The organism is Flavobacterium sp. NRK1, from assembly GCF_024054175.1.
GTDB lineage: Bacteria > Bacteroidota > Bacteroidia > Flavobacteriales > Flavobacteriaceae > Flavobacterium.
Genome location: NZ_JAMXLA010000001.1, coordinates 1,579,034 through 1,597,215 on the forward strand (window position 1 = coordinate 1,579,034; position 18,182 = coordinate 1,597,215).

An 18,182-nucleotide genomic window follows, 5' to 3' on the forward strand; every position below is an offset into this window, starting at 1 on the left:
CGTAAAAGTAAACTTTTATTCTAAATATTATATATGTAACGTTTTTTGTGCTTTGTAAACATTAGTTGCTAAATTTGCACTCGTAAAATTTATGAAGTAATGTATAGAAGCCATAATTGCGGAGCGCTTAACGCTTCACATATCAACCAGGAAGTAACATTAGCAGGATGGGTGCAAAAATCACGTAACAAGGGTTTCCTTATATGGGTAGACCTTAGAGACCGTTATGGCATAACTCAATTGATTTTTGATGAGGCACGCACACAAAAAGATGTTTTTGAAAAAGCTGCCACTTTAGGAAGAGAATTTGTTATTCAGGTTAAAGGTACTGTTATAGAGCGTGAATCTAAAAACGCAGCTATGGCCACAGGAGATATAGAAATACTGGTAACAGAACTTACTATACTTAATGCCGCAATTGTTCCGCCGTTTACTATAGAAGACGAAACCGATGGAGGAGAAGATATACGTATGAAATACCGTTATCTTGATATTCGCCGTAATCCGGTAAAAAACAGCCTTCTTTTCCGTCATAAAGTAGCAATGGAAGTTAGAAATTATCTTTCTGCTCAGGACTTTGTTGAGGTAGAAACGCCTGTGCTTATAAAATCTACTCCGGAAGGAGCGCGTGACTTTGTTGTGCCATCAAGAATGAATCCGGGGCAGTTTTATGCATTACCACAGTCACCGCAAACCTTTAAGCAGTTGCTTATGGTAGGAGGTATGGACAAATATTTCCAGATTGTAAAATGTTTTCGTGATGAAGACCTTCGTGCCGACCGTCAGCCGGAATTTACGCAGATAGACTGTGAAATGGCTTTTGTTGAACAGGAAGATATTATAGGTGTGTTTGAAGGGCTTGCCAGCCACCTGCTAAAACAGGTTAAAGGTGTAGAAACAGGCAAATTCCCAAGAATGACCTATGACGAAGCAATGAGAAAGTATGGTAACGACAAACCGGATATTCGTTTCGGGATGGAGTTTGGAGAACTTAATGAAGTGGCAAAACATAAAGATTTTGCAGTATTCAATAATTCAGAATTAGTAGTAGGTATTGCTGTGCCGGGTGCTGCTTCTTACACCCGTAAAGAGATAGACGGACTTATTGAGTGGGTTAAACGCCCACAGGTAGGTGCGAGCGGTATGGTATATGCTAAATATGAAGCTGATGGTTCTATAAAATCATCGGTAGATAAATTTTATGATCAGGAAGATCTTAAAAAATGGGCAGATATAACTGCGGCAAAACCGGGCGACCTTATATTGGTGCTTTCGGGAGATGCTCATAAAACACGTACTCGCCTTAGTGCGCTTCGTATGGAATTAGCAACGCGTCTTGGATTGAGAGATCCGGAAGTATTTGCTCCATTATGGGTTGTAGATTTTCCTCTGTTGGAGTGGGATGAAGAAAGTGAGCGTTTTCATGCTATGCACCACCCATTCACATCGCCAAAGCCGGAAGATATTCCGTTGTTAGAAACTAATCCGGGAGCCGTAAGAGCTAATGCTTATGACCTTGTATTAAATGGTAACGAAATTGGAGGGGGATCTATAAGAATTCATGACAAAGCTACGCAGGCATTAATGTTTAAATATCTTGGTTTTACCGAAGAACAGGCAAAAGCACAGTTTGGTTTCTTAATGGATGCATTCCAGTTTGGAGCTCCACCACACGGAGGTCTTGCTTTTGGTTTTGACAGGCTTGTGGCTATACTGGGAGGTCAGGAAACAATCAGGGACTTTATTGCTTTCCCTAAAAATAATTCAGGGCGTGATGTTATGATCGATGCACCATCAACAATTGATAATGCACAGCTTGATGAATTATCTATAAAGCTGAAAAATTAAATAAGTATTTATAAAAACAGAAGCCCCGCAATTTTGCGGGGCTCCTGTTTTTACTGAATTTGGTTTTATGGTAATGCATCAATTGCCGCTATAAGTTCAGCTTTTGTAATACTATCAAGTTCAGCATCTGTAATGGTAATTATCTGGTCTTCTACAATGGTTACTGCTTTAATGGCATAAGTCCATTCACCATCCTGTTCAGAAACAAAAATCACATAACATTCCAACCCTATCGGAATTAATCCGTAATGTTCGCTAAAAAGTCCTGTTTCCTCATCATAAGTGTCCAACAATGCCAATGCACTTCCTTCGCCTACATAAGCAAGGTAAACAGCACTATTGGTATTGTCATAACCTTCCGGCACATCTACATATATAGTGGTTTTAGGTCGTGGGTCATTATAAAAACGATCTACATTTGTCCATCCAAAGTGGTTAAAATAGCAATAGTAATTACCACCTTCAGCTCCTACACCGGCTTCCTGTTGCGGATCTTCATTGTTGTTCTCATCCCATACAATATTGCCGCTCTCATCTATAAGTCCAAACCAGAGTGTCATTGTATTATCTTCGCCACCTGTAAGTGAAGCAGGTACAGTAAGCTGCATTCCACAATTCATTTCAAGCTGTACACCATCCTGGGTAGCATTAATGTAAAATTCACCACCAGATATAAGCAGGCCTTTATCGCCATTAGGCATAAGTCCCATAGTTGGCCTGTTTGCAGTAAGCATGTTGCCCCGGTTAAACAGTTCCACATATTCAAGAGTTACCTCGCCTGTAACGGGATTTCCGTTTTTTGTAAGGCAGCTTGTGTATAAAGATATTGTTACGCCTTTTTCAGAAACAAAAGTTGCAGTTCCGTCGGCACCATCAAAAGTAAATTGCTGTTTCAGGTTTTCCAGTGCTGCGGTATGTAGTGCATTAAATTCTGCCTGAGTAGGAGTATCAGGTGTTTCAGGTGTCTCGGGAGTTTCAGGTACTTCCGGTGTTACCGGGGTGTTATGAACTGGTAATAGTTCCGGTCTTTCATAATCACAGGAAGTAGAAAAAGCAAAAAGCGAAAGAGCAGCTAAGAGTAAAATTCTTCTTTTCATGTTGTTTCATTAATTAGTGGTTAGTCTAGTTTAGTTTAAGTCTTGTATAAAAAACAATTCAATATCTAAATACCCTACTGAAACAATAAATTTTAATGCTGTAAAAAAGCAAAATCCTGTAAGGAGAACCAACAGGATTTTTAAATATATAGAGATGCCTTACGGCAGATGTTAATTTTTATAATGTTAAACATGTTTGATAATTAGATGTTTAAAATGACAAAAAGGTTGCGTGGGTTATATGAAGAAATTGTAAAAAAAATTCCCTCGTTATGAGGGAATGATTATTGATTGCAGATGATTTATTATCTTATTTCTTAATTATATTAATTGTCTTGCTCTTTTCTCCTGATAATATGGTTACAAAGTACATTCCACTATTCAGGTCAGAAAGATGTATTACACATTCATTATTATTTACTGTGTTAGTAAATATGGTTTGTCCGAGCGTATTAGTTACTGTTAAGGAATCTATAGTGTTATTATTTTTAATGTGCATTACATCAGTTACGGGGTTAGGATAATGAATAAGTCCTTCAAAAGAAGTGTCAGCATTGTTTAAAAGTATACTATATACTTGTACGGCAAGTCTTTCGGTGCTTTCTATACCATAAAGTGTTTGTGAGGCATAGTATGTTGTTCCATCGATAAGCAATGTATCGTTTGGCAGTGAAGTTTCAGTTTCTCCCGGCGGTGTCTCGGTGCCGTCAGTAGCATACCAGGTTATATTTTCACCTTCTACAATAAGGTCAGCCAGTGTGCCATCTAATGAATAGCTCTGTATTGATTCTCCTGTAGGTGGAGTAGTAACATAATCTCCCGGTAATACAAGTATTGTAATACTACCTGTAGTAACACATCCTGTTTCAGTATTTCCTATAGAATAATATACATCTGCTGATGTTATTATTACAAAGTCACTTGTCAGAGGTGAATTATTTGCTTCATCACTGTAAAGATTTACTTCAAATTCCGATCCATTATAATCCTCTATCATATCCATTAGGTTTGCATATGACATCGTGATAGTTTCATCGTCAGGATTATTATCTTCATCGTCTATTAGATAAAGGTTTGCCAAAGGACTTAATGGTGAAGGATTAGTGTTGATAGTGAAAGAATTTAAGGCATAGTTATCAGCTTCGTCAATCTTTGTGACTCTGGTATATAATGTTTGGACATTGCTATTTATATTTATATAACTAGCCGGATTTGGAATCGCATTTACATTTGCTTCTGCATCTTCCGGAATTTCGTAGTAGGCTACAGTATAATTATTTGAATCTAATCCTTCTAAAAGTATTTCTGTATTGATCGTTAGATCAAAAGAAGTATAGCCGTCGTTGTTTTCGTCACATATATTCAAGTCATTTGGAGTTCCTGTTTCAAAATCATTTACAACAATATTGAATGGTGCAGTGGATGCGCATCCTGTTACTAAACTTTCAGAACGGATATACAATGTTGCTGAAGTGGTTGAATATTCAAAAGGATTAGCAATAGGATTACTAGCGGTAAGGGCATCGGCTGCAGTGATGTAATAAGTAATTTGTAAATTGTCTGCAGACTCACCGTTCAGAACTATCTCATCCAATTGTGTAAGGTCTATAATAGCAATACCGTCTGAAGGGATATCATTATCAAATACAAATTGTGTTGCTAATAATGGAATCATTGGGCTTGGTTCCACTATAAGTATAAAGTCGGCAATTGCATAATTAGATGAATTGTTTAATTCTTCAACCCTTGCAAATACTGTAGTATTTGAAGAATAATAATATTCAGGTGCCGACAATGGATTAACTCCGTTTTGGGCATCAGTCAGTGTTTCATGATAAGTTACATTGAAATCGGCCGAATTAAGATTCTGAAGTAAAACAGGAGTGTTAAATGTAAGGTCAAAATAACCTGAAATACCGGAATTGTCTGAACATACACTTAAACCATCCGGTTCTCCAATATTCGGTTGGGCATAGGTAAATGTGCTAAAAAGAAATAAAAGTAATAGTTTTTTCATGATAATAATTTTAGATTGGTATTTTAAAGATACACAGATTTACAAAAGGTGCGTAATAATTATGCAGTTTTGTAATTGTAATCTTTTATAATCTAGTGTAATGAATTCAGATTGGAGATGAACAAGATAAATTTACCAGCCTAAGTTATGCCATTTAGGTTATTTCTTTAAAATAACAGGTTAATGGAGAATCCTGAAGAGTATGTTGATTTTAAATTTTAAAAAACAAGGTCATATGTGTTCTTTGTTTCTGTAATCGGGTCAGCAATTATCGTAAAAGATTCTATCACATATTCAGTAGGATTGTTTTTTGAAGTTACCCTAACATAGATAGTTTCTTTTTCAGGTAATATATTGTAATATTTCCAAGGAGTTTCAAAAGCATTTTTATTAGCTATTGCCAGTTTTTCCGACTCAAAATAGTTTACAGTATATTCTGTAATATTCAAACCTTCAAGTACAGCATCATTATTTATAGTAAGGTCAAAAAGTGCTATTCTGTCTTTATCAGGATCTGAAGCTATGATGTTTTTTGGTTTGCTGATATTAAAAGTTGCGGTACAGGTATTTTTGGAGAAAAGTGATTTTAGTAACTTTTTCATTGGGGGTTGAGTAAGATATAGTTGGTAAGATGATTATTTCAGGGATGAACAGGACATCCCGTTATCGATGAACGGGATTTCTTGCGTTTTAGTATGTTATTTCTTAATTATTTTTTAGTTTAATTTTTATTACTGGGGGTGCTGTTATTTTAAATAAACACAATGGTTGTAATAATCTATTATTGCTTTGCCTTTCATTAATATATCTGCGCCAATAATGCCATGTACAGGTTTTGCTTTATATTGGCGTAATGCTTCATTAACGTGAGACATATCAAATATTACCAAACCGAAGTTTTTGCAATTCCATCTGCCAAGTTTCAGTTTGTTTTTTAAAGAGGTTTGGGTCAGCATACCTGTTCCTCCGGCTCCTGCAGCTTTAGTGTCAGAATCCGTTGCCGAAAGTTCAAAATGGGCTATGGCTTCAAAACCGACACAACTGTTAGATGCCCCTGTGTCTAAAATAAAGTTGCCCTCAATACCATTAATCTTTGCTTTAATAAGTAAATGCTGGGTTTTTGATAGCTTGAATTTTATGCGTTTATAACCTTTTTGCTTTAAGGTGTCGTACAGATTTTCCATTTTAGGGATTTGCTTTCCTTCAAAAATACTTAAATTATAACATAATTGAGGTAAAAGCCATATCAACTTTGTAATTTTACACTCCAAAAAAATATTTGATGATTCTTACCGATACCCATACCCATTTATATAGTGAAGAATTTGCCGGTGACCGCAATGCCATGATGCAGCGTGCTTTTAATGCAGGTGTTAGGAGGCTCTTTGTTCCGTCTATAGATTCATCTTACACGCAGCAGATGTATGAAATTGAAAAGGAATATCCGGATAACGTGTTCCTGATGATGGGGCTGCATCCTACCTATGTAAAAGAAAATTATAAAGAAGAACTTGAGCATGTTGAAAAGCAACTAGCTAGCAGAAAGTTTTGTGCTGTAGGAGAAATAGGAGTAGATCTATATTGGGACAAAACCCGCCTTGCCGAACAGCAGTATGCATTTAAGTACCAAATACAATTGGCGAAAAAATATGGGCTTGCCATAAACATTCATTGCCGTGATGCTTTTAATGAAGTTTTTGAAGTGCTGGAAAGTGAGAAAGGCGACGACCTGTTTGGTATATTTCATTGCTTTACCGGCGATTTTGAGCAGGCTCAAAAAGCCATTTCATACAATATGAAATTGGGTATTGGCGGTGTTGCTACCTTTAAAAATGGTAAAATAGACCAGTTTCTTGCTGAGATAGATTTGAAAAATATTGTATTGGAAACAGACTCTCCTTACCTGGCACCGGTGCCGCACAGGGGTAAAAGAAACGAAAGCAGTTTTACTTTACTTGTAGCTGAAAAACTAGCTGCAATTTATGGCGTAACAGTTGAAGAAATAGCTGCTATAACTACTCAGAATTCTAAAGATATATATGGGATTTAAAAAAGAAATACGGGTAAATTGATAAATTTTTTGTTCTTTTGTGAATTGTTTTAACCATTAAGAAGTACATGTCGAAATTTGACCATATAAGGCCTTTTTATGATAGTGAGGTTAACGAGGCTATATGCAGCGTAGTGCACCACCCTATGATGAAGGCGCTAATGAGCTTCGCATTTCCTGATGTTGAAGAATCTGTTTGGGTTGGGCAACTTGAAAAAACGCACTCTAAGCGTGATTTTCAGGTTAATTTCATTTATCCGGCAGTACAAAAAGTACTTGAAAAGAGTTCTGACGGACTTACTACTTCAGGTTTCGAAAAGCTGGACAAGCATACTCCTTACCTTTATATATCTAACCACAGGGATATTATTTTAGATACATCTTTAATCAATGTATCATTATATGACCACAGACTTATCATGACGGCATCTGCCATAGGTGATAACCTTGTGCAAAAAGCTTTTTTACATACACTTTCACGCCTTAACAGGAATTTTTTAGTGCAACGAAGCCTAACCCCCAGGGGTTTGCTGCAAAGCTCTAAACTGATGTCAGAATATATCTGTCAGCTCTTATCGCGCGAAAACCGTTCGGTCTGGATAGCACAGCGTGAAGGACGTACTAAAGATGGTAATGATATGACCCAGCAAGGTGTGCTGAAAATGCTGGCAATGGCATCTGATGAAGAAAACCTGATGGATTATTTTAAAAAGATCAGGATAGTGCCGGTATCTATTTCTTATGAATATGACCCTACCGATATGCTAAAAATGCCGCGCCTGGTAGCTGAAGCTAATGATGAGGTGTATATAAAAGAAAAGAATGAGGACTTTATGACGCTTATCAGTGGGATAATGGGGCAAAAAAAACGTATACACATTCATGTCGGTGATGTGCTTGAAAATGAACTTGATGCTATAAAAGAAGAGTTTGATAATCAAAACAAGCAAATTCAGGCTTTGGCACAGGTAATTGATGATTCTATACTTACAGGTTATAAATTATGGCCTACCAACTTTATTGCTTACGATTTATTGAACAATACTAAACGTTTTGCATCGCATTATACCGAAAAAGAGAAAATGCTGTTTGAAAGAAGGCTTGAAATGCGCATAGATATAGAAAACAAAATTGTAAGAGAAGGATTTCTGGCTATGTATGCTAACCCGGTGGTTAATAAAATGAAATACGAGAATGCAGTCTAAGCCTAATATTCTACTGGTTTATACAGGAGGTACCATTGGTATGGTAAAGAATTTTGAAACAGGAGCCCTTAAGGTATTCGATTTTAAGAAACTCCTGCAACGTATACCCGAATTAAAACTCCTTGACTGCAATATAGAAACAGTATCTTTTGAAAAACCTATAGATTCGTCTAATATGGACGCTTCTAAATGGGTTAAGATCGCTGCTATTATAGAAGAAAACTACGATAATTTTGATGGTTTTGTTATCCTTCACGGATCCGATACCATGTCATATTCAGCATCAGCATTAAGCTTTATGCTTGAGAATTTAAAAAAACCAGTGGTTTTTACTGGTTCTCAGCTACCTATAGGTGATTTGCGTACCGATGCAAAAGAAAATCTTATTACAGCAATTCAAATAGCTTCACTAAGGCATAAGCATCTTCCGGTAATACAGGAGGTATGTCTTTATTTTGAATATAAGCTGTACCGTGGTAACCGTACAACAAAAATAAGTGCCGAGCACTTTAATGCCTTTACATCGCCTAATTATCCTGCACTTGCAGAATCGGGTGTTCACTTAAAGGTAAGTAATGATTTATTGCTGACCCAAACATCTGAAAATGATTTTAAGGTTAGCAAACAAATGGATGCTAATGTTGTTATAGTAAAAATGTTTCCCGGTATAAGTGAAGCAGTATTATCTGCTATAGTTGCTATACCCGGTTTAAAAGGTATGGTACTGGAAACTTATGGTAGCGGCAATGCACCATCTGAAGACTGGTTTATAAATATTCTTAGAAATGCAATTGCTAAGGGTTTACATGTGGTTAATGTAACGCAATGTTCCGGCGGCAGCGTAAACATGGGGCATTATGAAACCAGTACAATGCTTAAGGAAATTGGCGTGATTTCGGGAGCAGATATTACTACCGAGGCTGCCATAACCAAGATGATGCACCTGCTGGGGCAGGAAGTGCCGCATAATGATTTTAAATTATTATTTGAGACTTCACAACGTGGTGAATTGTCTTAATTAAATTTTTTTATATCCATTAATAAATCCTATTTTTGCCCGCGCAATAATTTAGAGAGGTGGCCGAGTGGTCGAAGGCGCACGCCTGGAAAGTGTGTATGCTCCAAAAGGGCATCGAGGGTTCGAATCCCTTCCTCTCTGCTGAAATGATTTTTTTAGCTTTTCAAAACAAAGCAAAATTTTCAAAAAGCTAAGTAAAGCCTGCATAATCAATGATTTGCAGGTTTTTTTATTTTTGATCATTGCTCAAAATTTGCAAAAGTGGACAAATAGTTTGTGGCAAATCTGTGGCAATTTTATTTTCAGAAAAAATTGCCACAAAAACGAGGTTAACTTGTTGATTTAAAACATTTAAAGCTCCTTAACGATTTGAATTGAAGACACTATAATTCGACCTTTATTAACTTTAAAATTGTTGAATTATGTTAGAAAACAGTTTTGGATTAACCTTCTTTTTGAAGAAATCCACAAAGAAAAACGAGAAGTATGTTTATTTAAGGATCACCGTGGACGGGATTCCCAAGGAGGTTTCAACGAAACACAAGTGGGATCCTGAACGATGGAATCAAAAAACCTAGAGGGCGGTAGGTATCAAAGAAGATGCAAAGACCCTAAAACTTTTACATTGAGACGCTTCAGGTAAAAATCCAGCAGTTCAAGAATGATTTGATCTTGAATGATGAAATAATCACGTCACAGAAAATTATGGATTTTGTGAAAGGTAAGTCCCCTCTACAGCGAAACTGCTCGAGGAATTCCAGAAGCATAATGATGAAATGCTCGCACTAGTTCCAAAAGAATACGCAAAAGGTACGCACTGCTCCCACTTACGTCAGGTATAGAATTTGTATCTTTGCAAGTATCAGATATATTAGACAACATGAAAGAAACAGCATCAGGATTGATTAAGAGTCTCCACGGTGGGAGCACCCTTCCAAAGGCAGCATTAATTATATTTCAAACTATTTGCTTAATTGGTATCAATTCTCCCAGCTATTCATAAATAGCAGGCGATATTTTATAAAACGTGCACCAATAAATGTTTCGTCATAAAGGCAAAAGAAGATAGGCATAACCTAAGGTTGGCATCTATCTTATCTTTTGTGGCAGGGGATTGTAAACATTGTAGGGCTCTTGTTGATTTAAGAAATTTCTGTATAACACTTGAATATTATATATTTAAAATAACGTAAATCTTAAATAATGTGGTGTAAGAATATTTATTATTAGATTATTTATTGTAGGAAAGTGTTAAATATCCCAAATTAATTAGTGATTTTATTTTTTAAGCGATTTATAACCAGTAGGTTTGCCCCTCCTGTTAGCGCTAAAGGAAAATCACTGATAGGGAAAAATGTCAAGAAACCCTTTAAATATTTGACTCAATCAAATATCTAAATGAGAAAAATCTTTATAACCTGTTTAGCCAGTTTATTTATTTTATCGTGTGCTAAGGATGAATTACCATCTGATTCTGTTAAATCACTAACTACTAAACATCTGGACGGTAAAAATGATAATTATGAGATAAAAAAACAGTTCGCTTTAGCTTTACATAAAGCATTTGTAGATTATCCAGAACTGAGAAAATTCATTAAAGATGAGGCGCTTAAAAAATTCGACCTCGACTACGATGTATTGTACAATTTTGTAAAGGATAAGCCAGTTGGAAATACAACTTTCCGAAATATATTATTGGAATATTTTGAAGATGAAAAAGATCTACTGAATATTGAAGAATTAATACCTACCTTAACGATTTATGTTCCGAAACTTCCTAAGAATAGTTTTTCTGCTGAAAGTTGGAATGTAAACTCTGAAGTTCCATTTGTAGCTATACGACTATTGCATACCGATAAAACTCCAATTATAAGCAGTACCGAAAAAAGTTATCTATTACCAGGTAACGCAATTCCAGGATTTCCTGTTGTACTAATAAAGGAGTGTGAGAGAATAGTTACATCAGATCTACCAAGTTTTGGAAGGATTAAAACAAGACACTATACAGCCGGCCGGTTTGATTTCGTATTTAGTGATATTATCTTCGATAATATAAATCCAGTTACTTGGAATAATCCATATGAAGACAATGTTGACGAGCTTGTAAATGCATGGAACGTTAATGGTCAGGAACAGAATTTAGGTTGGCAACGCGATCATGTATATTATGGTATTAATCCCACTAACCCCAATGGTCCTTTCATTAACAATTATCAGGAACAAATAGTTAATTTTAGGATTGCGGGAACTGGTTTAGAAGCCTACGATAATATAGTAGATCCTAGTTCTGTTGATAGTGAATTTAATGACCCTTCACTTTATTGGTACATAATTACAGATAAAGGAGTACCCAGTGCCGCAAGATTTTGGAGAGATGGTGAATTTGATTTTAAGGTTATTTTAGACCATGGGGCAAAAAGCGGAAGTAATGTGCTTACTAAGCCGTTTACAGTTAGTCCTGAAAACTTATTTGATCTTGAATTTGATACTCAGTCAGTTGGTCCATGGCCATGCTATGTACTTACCGATATTATACCAAAAGATTATCAGCCGGATGTTGAACTAGCAACGTGGAGATTAGAAGATTTCAGTAATCAATGGCTTCTTCATATTTATGAAGTTGATTTGGAGGTTGAAAATCAGGAAACTGTAACAAGTAATGTAAAATATAATTCCAACTTTGAGATTGAAGCATCAGCAGAAGTTTTAGCAAAAATAGGAATGAAGTATGGATCAAGTGTAGAGGAAAACCAGTCAAAATCCCTTATTAGAAAATGGATGGAACAATCAAACGATTTGGGTGAATATTTAATTCACTTTGGTGACAATGTAATTATACAAGAAAACAATGAAGATTATATTTATCGTGAATACAATCTGGGTAAATGTATAATCACTACAAGACCAGTTAAAGTCCAGTAAATTTTTTATTATGAATAAACTTCTTTATATATCTATTATTCTTGTTTTGTTATTCGGTTGTGATAAAAGCGACGATGAAAGCCATAGTGGCAATGAATTTTTATTACATATGGAAGGTAGGTATATTTTAAAGGAGATGTATTCTGAAGAACCGCTGGATTTAAATTTTGATGACATATACAATATCGACCTGTTTGAGGAAATGGATTGCCAGGTTGTATACCCATTACAGTTGTATGATGCTAGTGTAGAATATCATGAAAGTTCAGATAGATTAGAGATAATGTTTGAAGTTTCAAATTCACAGGTATATTCTGAGTCAGAGCCGTTTCAACAATGCTTTTTTAACCAAAGCTTATATTATTCTAAGATTATGGTTGATGAAAGAACAGGAGATATTAGCGTCATAACAAGCGGTACTCCCGAAAGGGAAGAAGAATTTGGTTATCTAACAGGAGGGCAGTATAATGAAAGAAAACTGCATTTAAATGTAGATAAGATACTGTTTTCCTCCGAAGGCTGGCAAACTATTCCCATTCATGTTATTTACGAATGGAATAATCCGTAAAGGATGGTATTGATGTGTCTATATGCGTAAAATGTAATTAATGAGATGACATTGGTAAATAGTGATCTTATTACAAATGTTACTGTAGAAGGATTATAGTACAAATGGATTTATGATAAGTGCAATTCGAATTGAGTGAAATTACAGTTGGAGCTGAAACAGCTAAGAGTATAAAAGGGGGCTGGAGACCCTCCCCAAATAAGTTTAGTAACAGTTTGATTGAAAGGTATTTCCTAATCAAAAAGTTGTGGTTTTCATTTTTAATGTATTATCTCCGATATTGTATGCATATACTGAAGCTGGTAAAAAGGTTAATGACAACTCACCAATGTCTTTAGTGCCTAGTTTGTCTATAGAAGTAACTAGTGAACTGGAAAAATTGTTGCTTTTACAGAAATCAATTAGACTTGACAGTTCTTTTGGTTTCTCAAAATAACGATTACTCCATTTTATTTCAACCCCCCAAACTGGTTTAAACTTTTTATCATCTACCAAGACTAAATCTACTTCACCATCTTTCCACCGTGCATAAGTTAAATCTAGGTTTTCACGGTGCATCCATTGTGACAGTATAGCGGTTTCTACCATATTTCCCATCTCGTCATCTGTTCCAGTTATTGGAGAAAACAAAGCTGTTCTCAGAGATGGATTGGTTAGATACACCTTAAAACTAGTAACACGTTTCATTCTTTTAGCATTAATATCTACTTTATTTAAAACCTTTATTAAAAAAGCAGCCTCCAAATACTCTAGGTACTTCTTTAATGTATCTTTTTGTATTCCACTGTCTTTAGACATAGCTTCGTAGGAAAATTCATTTCCTGTATTATAAGCTATATACGTAAAGAAACGGTTTAATTCCTGAACATCCCTTATCCCGTATAAACTAGGCAAATCACGTAATAAAACCTTATCTACAATATCATTTTTTACGTAGCGCCCCATATCCATTTGAATTTTTTCAGATAACACTACCTCAGGGTATCCTCCAAAATTTAAATATTGTAAAAACTCTGAGTTTAATTCATCTATATTTAAAGGTAAGCAATAGGATATCTCTTTATTTCCATATTGAATATTTCCTTGTTGAATTAAATGGTTCTTATTTTTTAAATGAATAAATTCTTGAAATGTAAGTGGTGGTAACATGAAATCTGTAAATCTTCCGGCACCGCTTTCTGTGCTATGCCATTTTAATGCAGCAGCAGCAGAACCTGAAACTATAAATTTCGTATCAGGGTAGATGTCTACTAAGACTTTTAAGTGGCGCTCCCAATCTTTTAAGTATTGGATTTCATCAAAAAAAACATAACACCCTTTCAAGTCTGTCAATTTTAAAGAAGTCATACATAAATCCAAGATGTCCTGTAATCCAAGTTGTACGTAAATAGGATTGTCTATTCCTACAAAAAAAATACGTTGTGGATTTACGTCATCGTCAATAAGTTTTTCAATAGTATGAAACATCATTACCGTCTTACCAACTCTTCGTGGTCCCATTAATACAACTGCTCTTCTAACATCAGTTTCTTTTACATATGGATAAAAAAGATCAAAATATAAGCGTTTCGACATATCCTTGTAAAGTGATGAGATTTGTTTCGTAATCCACCAAGGATTTTCATATTGTAATCGTTCTACAATTTTATCTTCTGGAATAAGCTTTGAAATTTTCATATTAATTCTTATTTATGTAAAAATACAAAAATAAGAAGTTTTAAATCTATCTATTCGATGTTATTTTTTAATATAAGGCATTTTTCATTAAAAAAATATTTTATTTATTCAATTGCAGTATTAATTCAGTATGTAGGGTATGTTATTTAAAACAGGTTGTTATAATATATTTCATTGCGGAGGAATAGCAGGTGGATTTGTCTATTCTCAATTAAAGTTAAAAGTACTTTTAATTGCAAGCTTCTGTCTCTTGCTAGCTTTGCTTTACGACTACATCCCACTTAAATTCTATGTCATCAAAAGAAAGGTGTTGCATAGGCATTGATATCTCTTTTGATTGGGTTATTCTCTTCTGATTCTTTTCCACTACGAAACGGAAAAAAAGGCAGCTAAGTTATTGCGGTCACAGCTCATGGTTAAAACAAAAGACTACGGCATAATGGCTCGCAGGCTCACCACCCTTCGGGACTTATTCCGTTTCCTTTTGTTTTCCCGCTGCACCGCACTTTTCGGCTGCTTTCTTTTTTACCGTTTTCTTTTGAAAAACAAATGTGTTTTTAAGGAGGCTGACGGCTAAAAAAGAAAAGTGATGAATTCATCACAGTTAATTTTTTTGTCGAACCCTTAAATCTTAGAAATCATGGGACACAATCTTAATTACAACGAAAGGACAGGTCGTTATTCTTTTTTCAGTGTAAAGGAAAAAGCATGGCACAATTTAGGGCAGGTAGTAACCGACTACCCAACAAGCCAGGAAGCAATTAAACATGCGGGACTGGATTATGAAGTGGTAAAATCGCCACTGTTTACAAACAGTACAGAAACGCTACAGGCTACCACAGATTTAACTGCTGGTGAGCCTGCCACAGTACCGAATTATTTTGCCAATGTGCGCAGCGATAACAACACCGTTTTAGGAGTGGTGGGTAAAGATTACCACATCGTACAGAATCGTGATGCATTTGCTTTTTTTGATGCCATTGTAGGCGGTGAGGATGGAATTTTATATGAGACAGCAGGAGCTTTAGGAAATGGCGAACGCATTTTTATTACTGCTAAACTACCTGATTATATCCGTGTGGGTAATGGGGATGATGTAACCGAAAAATATATCTTTCTGACCACTTCACACGATGGCAGCGGAAGCATTACGGCAGCCTTTACACCCGTACGCATTGTCTGCCAGAATACACTTAACGCATCACTAAAAAACATGACTAATGTAGTACGTATAAAACATACCTCGGGAGCAAACCAGCGTTTGGAAAATGCGCACAAAGTCATGGGACTGGCAAACACCCTGAGCAACCAGTTAGAAAACATTTTTAACGAGTGGGCAACTGTCAGGATTAAAGATGATGAGGTAAAGAAATTAATACAGCTGGCACTATCCCCGAACAAAGAAACCTACGACCTTTTAAAGCAGGGCGCAGAACATGAATTATCGACTGCATTTAAAAATATGATAGAAGATGCTTTTGCCTATGCAATGGTAAATGATACCCAACAAATGGACACTACAAAAGGCACTTTATTTGGCGCGTACAATGCTGTTACAGGCTACTATCAAAATGTAAGAAAGTATAAAGATGAAGAAGCCAAATTGCAATCCATTGTAATGGGTGGAACCGCACAAACAAGAGCGCAAAAAGCCTTTGAATTGTGCAGCGGTTTTGCCAAAAATGGCAACGGAATTTTACCCTGAATTAAACAGGCATTACAGAAAATGAAAACAGGGCAGGAATAGAAACCTGCCCTAACTTTGTACGATCATAGTCAAAATTTGGCTATGATTATTTTTATCCTCTCAACTGAATTACATTAGTGGAAAACATAGAAAAGGCTGCGGGCGATTGCTTGGTCTGCGGCAATGGCAAGATGTCCCGTTGTCGGACAACGGCATCTTGCCGCCCATTCCTCGGAACTCGGGGGCGGGGGGACACTATTATGCATTTCAGCTGTTGAACCAATGAAGAGGATAGTATGGAGACTGGAAACAACAACCGTAAAAGGCGTATCTATGTGCGTCTTACCGAGAAAGAATTTACTATCCTTGAAAGCCGCTACAAGAACACTACATGCCGCAGTGTAAGCGATTATGTGAGGCACTGCCTTTTTAGCAGGGCAATCAATACCATTACAAGGGACGCATCGGCCGATGAAGTAATTATACAAATGAGCTACCTGAACCGTGAGCTAAATGCTATTGGCAACAACTTTAACCAATTGGTAAAGAAGGTAAACGCGTCATCACAGACTGCCGAAATTAAAGGAATGCTTTTTCTTTTTGATAGTCAAAAGAAAACACTGTTTTCAAAGATTGATGAGGTCAAAGCACAACTTCAAAAGCTTGCAGAAAAATGGTTGCAATAATCAAGACAGGGCATTCCATTAGGGCGATGTTGAACTACAATGAGAACAAGGTTAAGGAAGGTAAAGCAGAATGCATTGGCCAGGGAAATTATCCTGTGGATGCCGACAGGTTTACTTATGCCATGAAGCTTAATAGGCTTGAAAAGCAATGTAAACTGAATGAAAATGTGAAACGCAACACCGTGCACATCTCCCTGAACTTTGACCCAGGTGAGACGAGCCTGCCAAAGGAAAAACTATTGGAGATAGCAGGGAATTATATGGAAAAGATTAGCTTTGGGAATCAGCCTTACTTAATCTATCAGCATCATGACGCTGGACATCCTCATATTCATATAACAACGATCAATGTGCAGGAAAACGGAAAACGGATTGCCATGCATAACATTGGTAAGGACAAATCGGAACCGGCACGCAAAGAAATTGAACAGGCTTTTAACCTTGTAAAAGCGGAGAACCAAAAGAAGAAGGAATACAAGCCGGAGCCTGTTTCGGCAAGAGTCCGATATGGCAAAGCAGAAACAAAAAAGGCAATTGAGAATGTCCTAAACTTTGTTGTCAATAATTACAAGTATACCAGCCTGCCCGAACTGAATGCGGTACTAAAGCTGTATAATATTGAAGCTGATAAAGGAACTGAAAATTCAAGAGTTGCAAAGTACAATGGATTGGTGCATCATGCACTTGATGAAAAAGGAAATCGTGTCGGAGTTCCCATAAAGGCCAGTCAATTTTATGAAAAGCCTACACTCACAAACTTGGAAAAGAAATTTACGGCCAATAAGATTAAAAGACAACCTGATAAGTCCAGGATCAAGACTTCGATTGACTCAGCATTTCTAAATGGTAAAGTCATTATCCTGCCTCAACTAATGAAGCAATTGCAAAAGGAAGGGATTGATACTGTCTTGCGTCAGAATACTGAAAGGGTGGTGTATGGTGTGACGTTTGTGGATCATAAGACAAAAAGTGTTTTTAATGGGAGTAAAATAGGAAAGGAATATAGTGCTAAGGGGTTACAGGATAAATTACTATTGAATCAAGAAAAGGTTGGAAGGGAAATCGATTACTCGCGAAAAGAATTAACTGATGTTTTGCATGAGCATCGTACGTCTATGGGAATAAGTGAGCTGACTAATTTTTTGGAGGTGCTGATGAAGGTGGAGAATAATTTTGATTATGCGCCAAGGCAGTTTAAATCTGGCAGAAAGAAAAAAAGAAATAGAAGAAATTTGTAGTGAATGGTTAACTTCTTAAAACACGCAACGTGGTGAATATAAGATTGGCATAAAAAGGTATATTTTGCCAAAGTTATATAGTAAAAAAGACCGAGGTTTTTATTTTATTATGTCTAAAGCAGTTATTTGATACAGTAACAGACTGTATCTACATTTGTTAAAAATTTAT

General features: G+C 36.1%; 15 protein-coding genes and 1 tRNA gene. 11 read left to right on the forward strand and 5 right to left on the reverse strand.

Annotated features, from left to right (window positions below; all coding sequences use genetic code 11):
* Nucleotides 1-99 precede the first annotated feature (99 nt).
* The gene (gene aspS / locus NHE85_RS07335) at nt 100-1,848 is read left to right on the forward strand and encodes an aspartate--tRNA ligase (protein ID WP_252811166.1); all 1,749 of its coding nucleotides are present in this window, start codon (nt 100-102) and stop codon (nt 1,846-1,848) included.
* Nucleotides 1,849-1,913: 65 nt separating this feature from the next.
* On the opposite strand, the gene NHE85_RS07340 is transcribed toward aspS, so the two are convergent.
* From NHE85_RS07340 to NHE85_RS07355, 4 genes are all read right to left on the reverse strand, one after another.
* Nucleotides 1,914-2,945 carry a hypothetical protein gene (locus NHE85_RS07340; RefSeq protein WP_252811168.1) on the reverse strand — a complete coding sequence of 344 codons (1,032 nt, stop codon included), beginning with the start codon at nt 2,943-2,945 and terminating at the stop codon, nt 1,914-1,916.
* Nucleotides 2,946-3,255: 310 nt separating this feature from the next.
* The gene (locus NHE85_RS07345) at nt 3,256-4,962 is read right to left on the reverse strand and encodes a T9SS type A sorting domain-containing protein (RefSeq protein ID WP_252811169.1); all 1,707 of its coding nucleotides are present in this window, start codon (nt 4,960-4,962) and stop codon (nt 3,256-3,258) included.
* A gap of 218 nt (nt 4,963-5,180) precedes the next feature.
* A complete protein-coding gene (locus tag NHE85_RS07350) occupies nt 5,181-5,564 on the reverse strand; it encodes a hypothetical protein (protein ID WP_252811171.1) in 384 nt (127 codons plus the stop codon).
* A gap of 144 nt (nt 5,565-5,708) precedes the next feature.
* Nucleotides 5,709-6,146 (reverse strand): retropepsin-like aspartic protease, encoded by a 438-nt coding sequence (locus tag NHE85_RS07355; RefSeq protein ID WP_252811176.1) that lies wholly within the window; start codon nt 6,144-6,146, stop codon nt 5,709-5,711.
* A gap of 98 nt (nt 6,147-6,244) precedes the next feature.
* Between NHE85_RS07355 and NHE85_RS07360 the strand changes: the two genes are divergently transcribed.
* The 7 genes from NHE85_RS07360 to NHE85_RS07390 all read left to right on the forward strand — a co-directional run bounded on the left by NHE85_RS07360 (nt 6,245) and on the right by NHE85_RS07390 (nt 12,725).
* Complete coding sequence (locus tag NHE85_RS07360; RefSeq protein WP_252811177.1) at nt 6,245-7,012, forward strand: TatD family hydrolase; 768 nt, start codon at nt 6,245-6,247, stop codon at nt 7,010-7,012.
* Nucleotides 7,013-7,080: 68 nt separating this feature from the next.
* Complete coding sequence (locus NHE85_RS07365) at nt 7,081-8,217, forward strand: 1-acyl-sn-glycerol-3-phosphate acyltransferase (protein ID WP_252811179.1); 1,137 nt, start codon at nt 7,081-7,083, stop codon at nt 8,215-8,217.
* The gene (locus tag NHE85_RS07370) at nt 8,207-9,235 is read left to right on the forward strand and encodes an asparaginase (RefSeq protein ID WP_252811181.1); all 1,029 of its coding nucleotides are present in this window, start codon (nt 8,207-8,209) and stop codon (nt 9,233-9,235) included. Before NHE85_RS07365 ends, NHE85_RS07370 begins: the two co-directional genes overlap by 11 nt.
* A 53-nt stretch (nt 9,236-9,288) precedes the next feature.
* Nucleotides 9,289-9,376: transfer RNA gene (locus NHE85_RS07375), tRNA-Ser, on the forward strand.
* A gap of 281 nt (nt 9,377-9,657) precedes the next feature.
* Nucleotides 9,658-9,813: an Arm DNA-binding domain-containing protein gene (locus NHE85_RS07380; RefSeq protein ID WP_252811183.1), complete on the forward strand. Its 156-nt coding sequence runs from the start codon at nt 9,658-9,660 to the stop codon at nt 9,811-9,813.
* 820 nt (nt 9,814-10,633) lie between these two features.
* Entirely contained in the window at nt 10,634-12,157 is a 1,524-nt protein-coding gene (locus NHE85_RS07385; protein ID WP_252811185.1) for a hypothetical protein, read from the forward strand.
* Nucleotides 12,158-12,167: 10 nt separating this feature from the next.
* Nucleotides 12,168-12,725: a hypothetical protein gene (locus NHE85_RS07390; protein WP_252811187.1), complete on the forward strand. Its 558-nt coding sequence runs from the start codon at nt 12,168-12,170 to the stop codon at nt 12,723-12,725.
* 237 nt (nt 12,726-12,962) lie between these two features.
* Here NHE85_RS07390 and NHE85_RS07395 read toward each other — a convergent pair whose 3' ends face one another.
* Nucleotides 12,963-14,402, reverse strand: coding sequence for an ATP-binding protein (locus NHE85_RS07395; protein ID WP_252811189.1), 1,440 nt, complete (start codon nt 14,400-14,402; stop codon nt 12,963-12,965).
* A 640-nt stretch (nt 14,403-15,042) separates the two neighbouring features.
* Between NHE85_RS07395 and NHE85_RS07400 the strand changes: the two genes are divergently transcribed.
* From NHE85_RS07400 to NHE85_RS07410, 3 genes are all read left to right on the forward strand, one after another.
* The gene (locus NHE85_RS07400) at nt 15,043-16,107 is read left to right on the forward strand and encodes a DUF932 domain-containing protein (RefSeq protein ID WP_252811191.1); all 1,065 of its coding nucleotides are present in this window, start codon (nt 15,043-15,045) and stop codon (nt 16,105-16,107) included.
* 278 nt (nt 16,108-16,385) lie between these two features.
* Nucleotides 16,386-16,775 carry a plasmid mobilization relaxosome protein MobC gene (locus NHE85_RS07405; protein ID WP_252811193.1) on the forward strand — a complete coding sequence of 130 codons (390 nt, stop codon included), beginning with the start codon at nt 16,386-16,388 and terminating at the stop codon, nt 16,773-16,775.
* Nucleotides 16,763-18,013, forward strand: a complete 1,251-nt coding sequence (locus NHE85_RS07410; protein WP_252811195.1) for a relaxase/mobilization nuclease domain-containing protein — start codon at nt 16,763-16,765, stop codon at nt 18,011-18,013. Before NHE85_RS07405 ends, NHE85_RS07410 begins: the two co-directional genes overlap by 13 nt.
* The last annotated feature ends 169 nt before the right edge of the window (nt 18,014-18,182 follow it).

Coding starts and splice junctions, on each gene's coding strand:
- aspS (WP_252811166.1), top strand. CDS start 100: ATGTATAGAAGCCATAATTGCGGAGCGCTTAACGCTTCACATATCAAC.
- NHE85_RS07340 (WP_252811168.1), bottom strand. CDS start 2,945: ATGAAAAGAAGAATTTTACTCTTAGCTGCTCTTTCGCTTTTTGCTTTT.
- NHE85_RS07345 (WP_252811169.1), bottom strand. CDS start 4,962: ATGAAAAAACTATTACTTTTATTTCTTTTTAGCACATTTACCTATGCC.
- NHE85_RS07350 (WP_252811171.1), bottom strand. CDS start 5,564: ATGAAAAAGTTACTAAAATCACTTTTCTCCAAAAATACCTGTACCGCA.
- NHE85_RS07355 (WP_252811176.1), bottom strand. CDS start 6,146: ATGGAAAATCTGTACGACACCTTAAAGCAAAAAGGTTATAAACGCATA.
- NHE85_RS07360 (WP_252811177.1), top strand. CDS start 6,245: ATGATTCTTACCGATACCCATACCCATTTATATAGTGAAGAATTTGCC.
- NHE85_RS07365 (WP_252811179.1), top strand. CDS start 7,081: ATGTCGAAATTTGACCATATAAGGCCTTTTTATGATAGTGAGGTTAAC.
- NHE85_RS07370 (WP_252811181.1), top strand. CDS start 8,207: ATGCAGTCTAAGCCTAATATTCTACTGGTTTATACAGGAGGTACCATT.
- NHE85_RS07380 (WP_252811183.1), top strand. CDS start 9,658: ATGTTAGAAAACAGTTTTGGATTAACCTTCTTTTTGAAGAAATCCACA.
- NHE85_RS07385 (WP_252811185.1), top strand. CDS start 10,634: ATGAGAAAAATCTTTATAACCTGTTTAGCCAGTTTATTTATTTTATCG.
- NHE85_RS07390 (WP_252811187.1), top strand. CDS start 12,168: ATGAATAAACTTCTTTATATATCTATTATTCTTGTTTTGTTATTCGGT.
- NHE85_RS07395 (WP_252811189.1), bottom strand. CDS start 14,402: ATGAAAATTTCAAAGCTTATTCCAGAAGATAAAATTGTAGAACGATTA.
- NHE85_RS07400 (WP_252811191.1), top strand. CDS start 15,043: ATGGGACACAATCTTAATTACAACGAAAGGACAGGTCGTTATTCTTTT.
- NHE85_RS07405 (WP_252811193.1), top strand. CDS start 16,386: ATGGAGACTGGAAACAACAACCGTAAAAGGCGTATCTATGTGCGTCTT.
- NHE85_RS07410 (WP_252811195.1), top strand. CDS start 16,763: ATGGTTGCAATAATCAAGACAGGGCATTCCATTAGGGCGATGTTGAAC.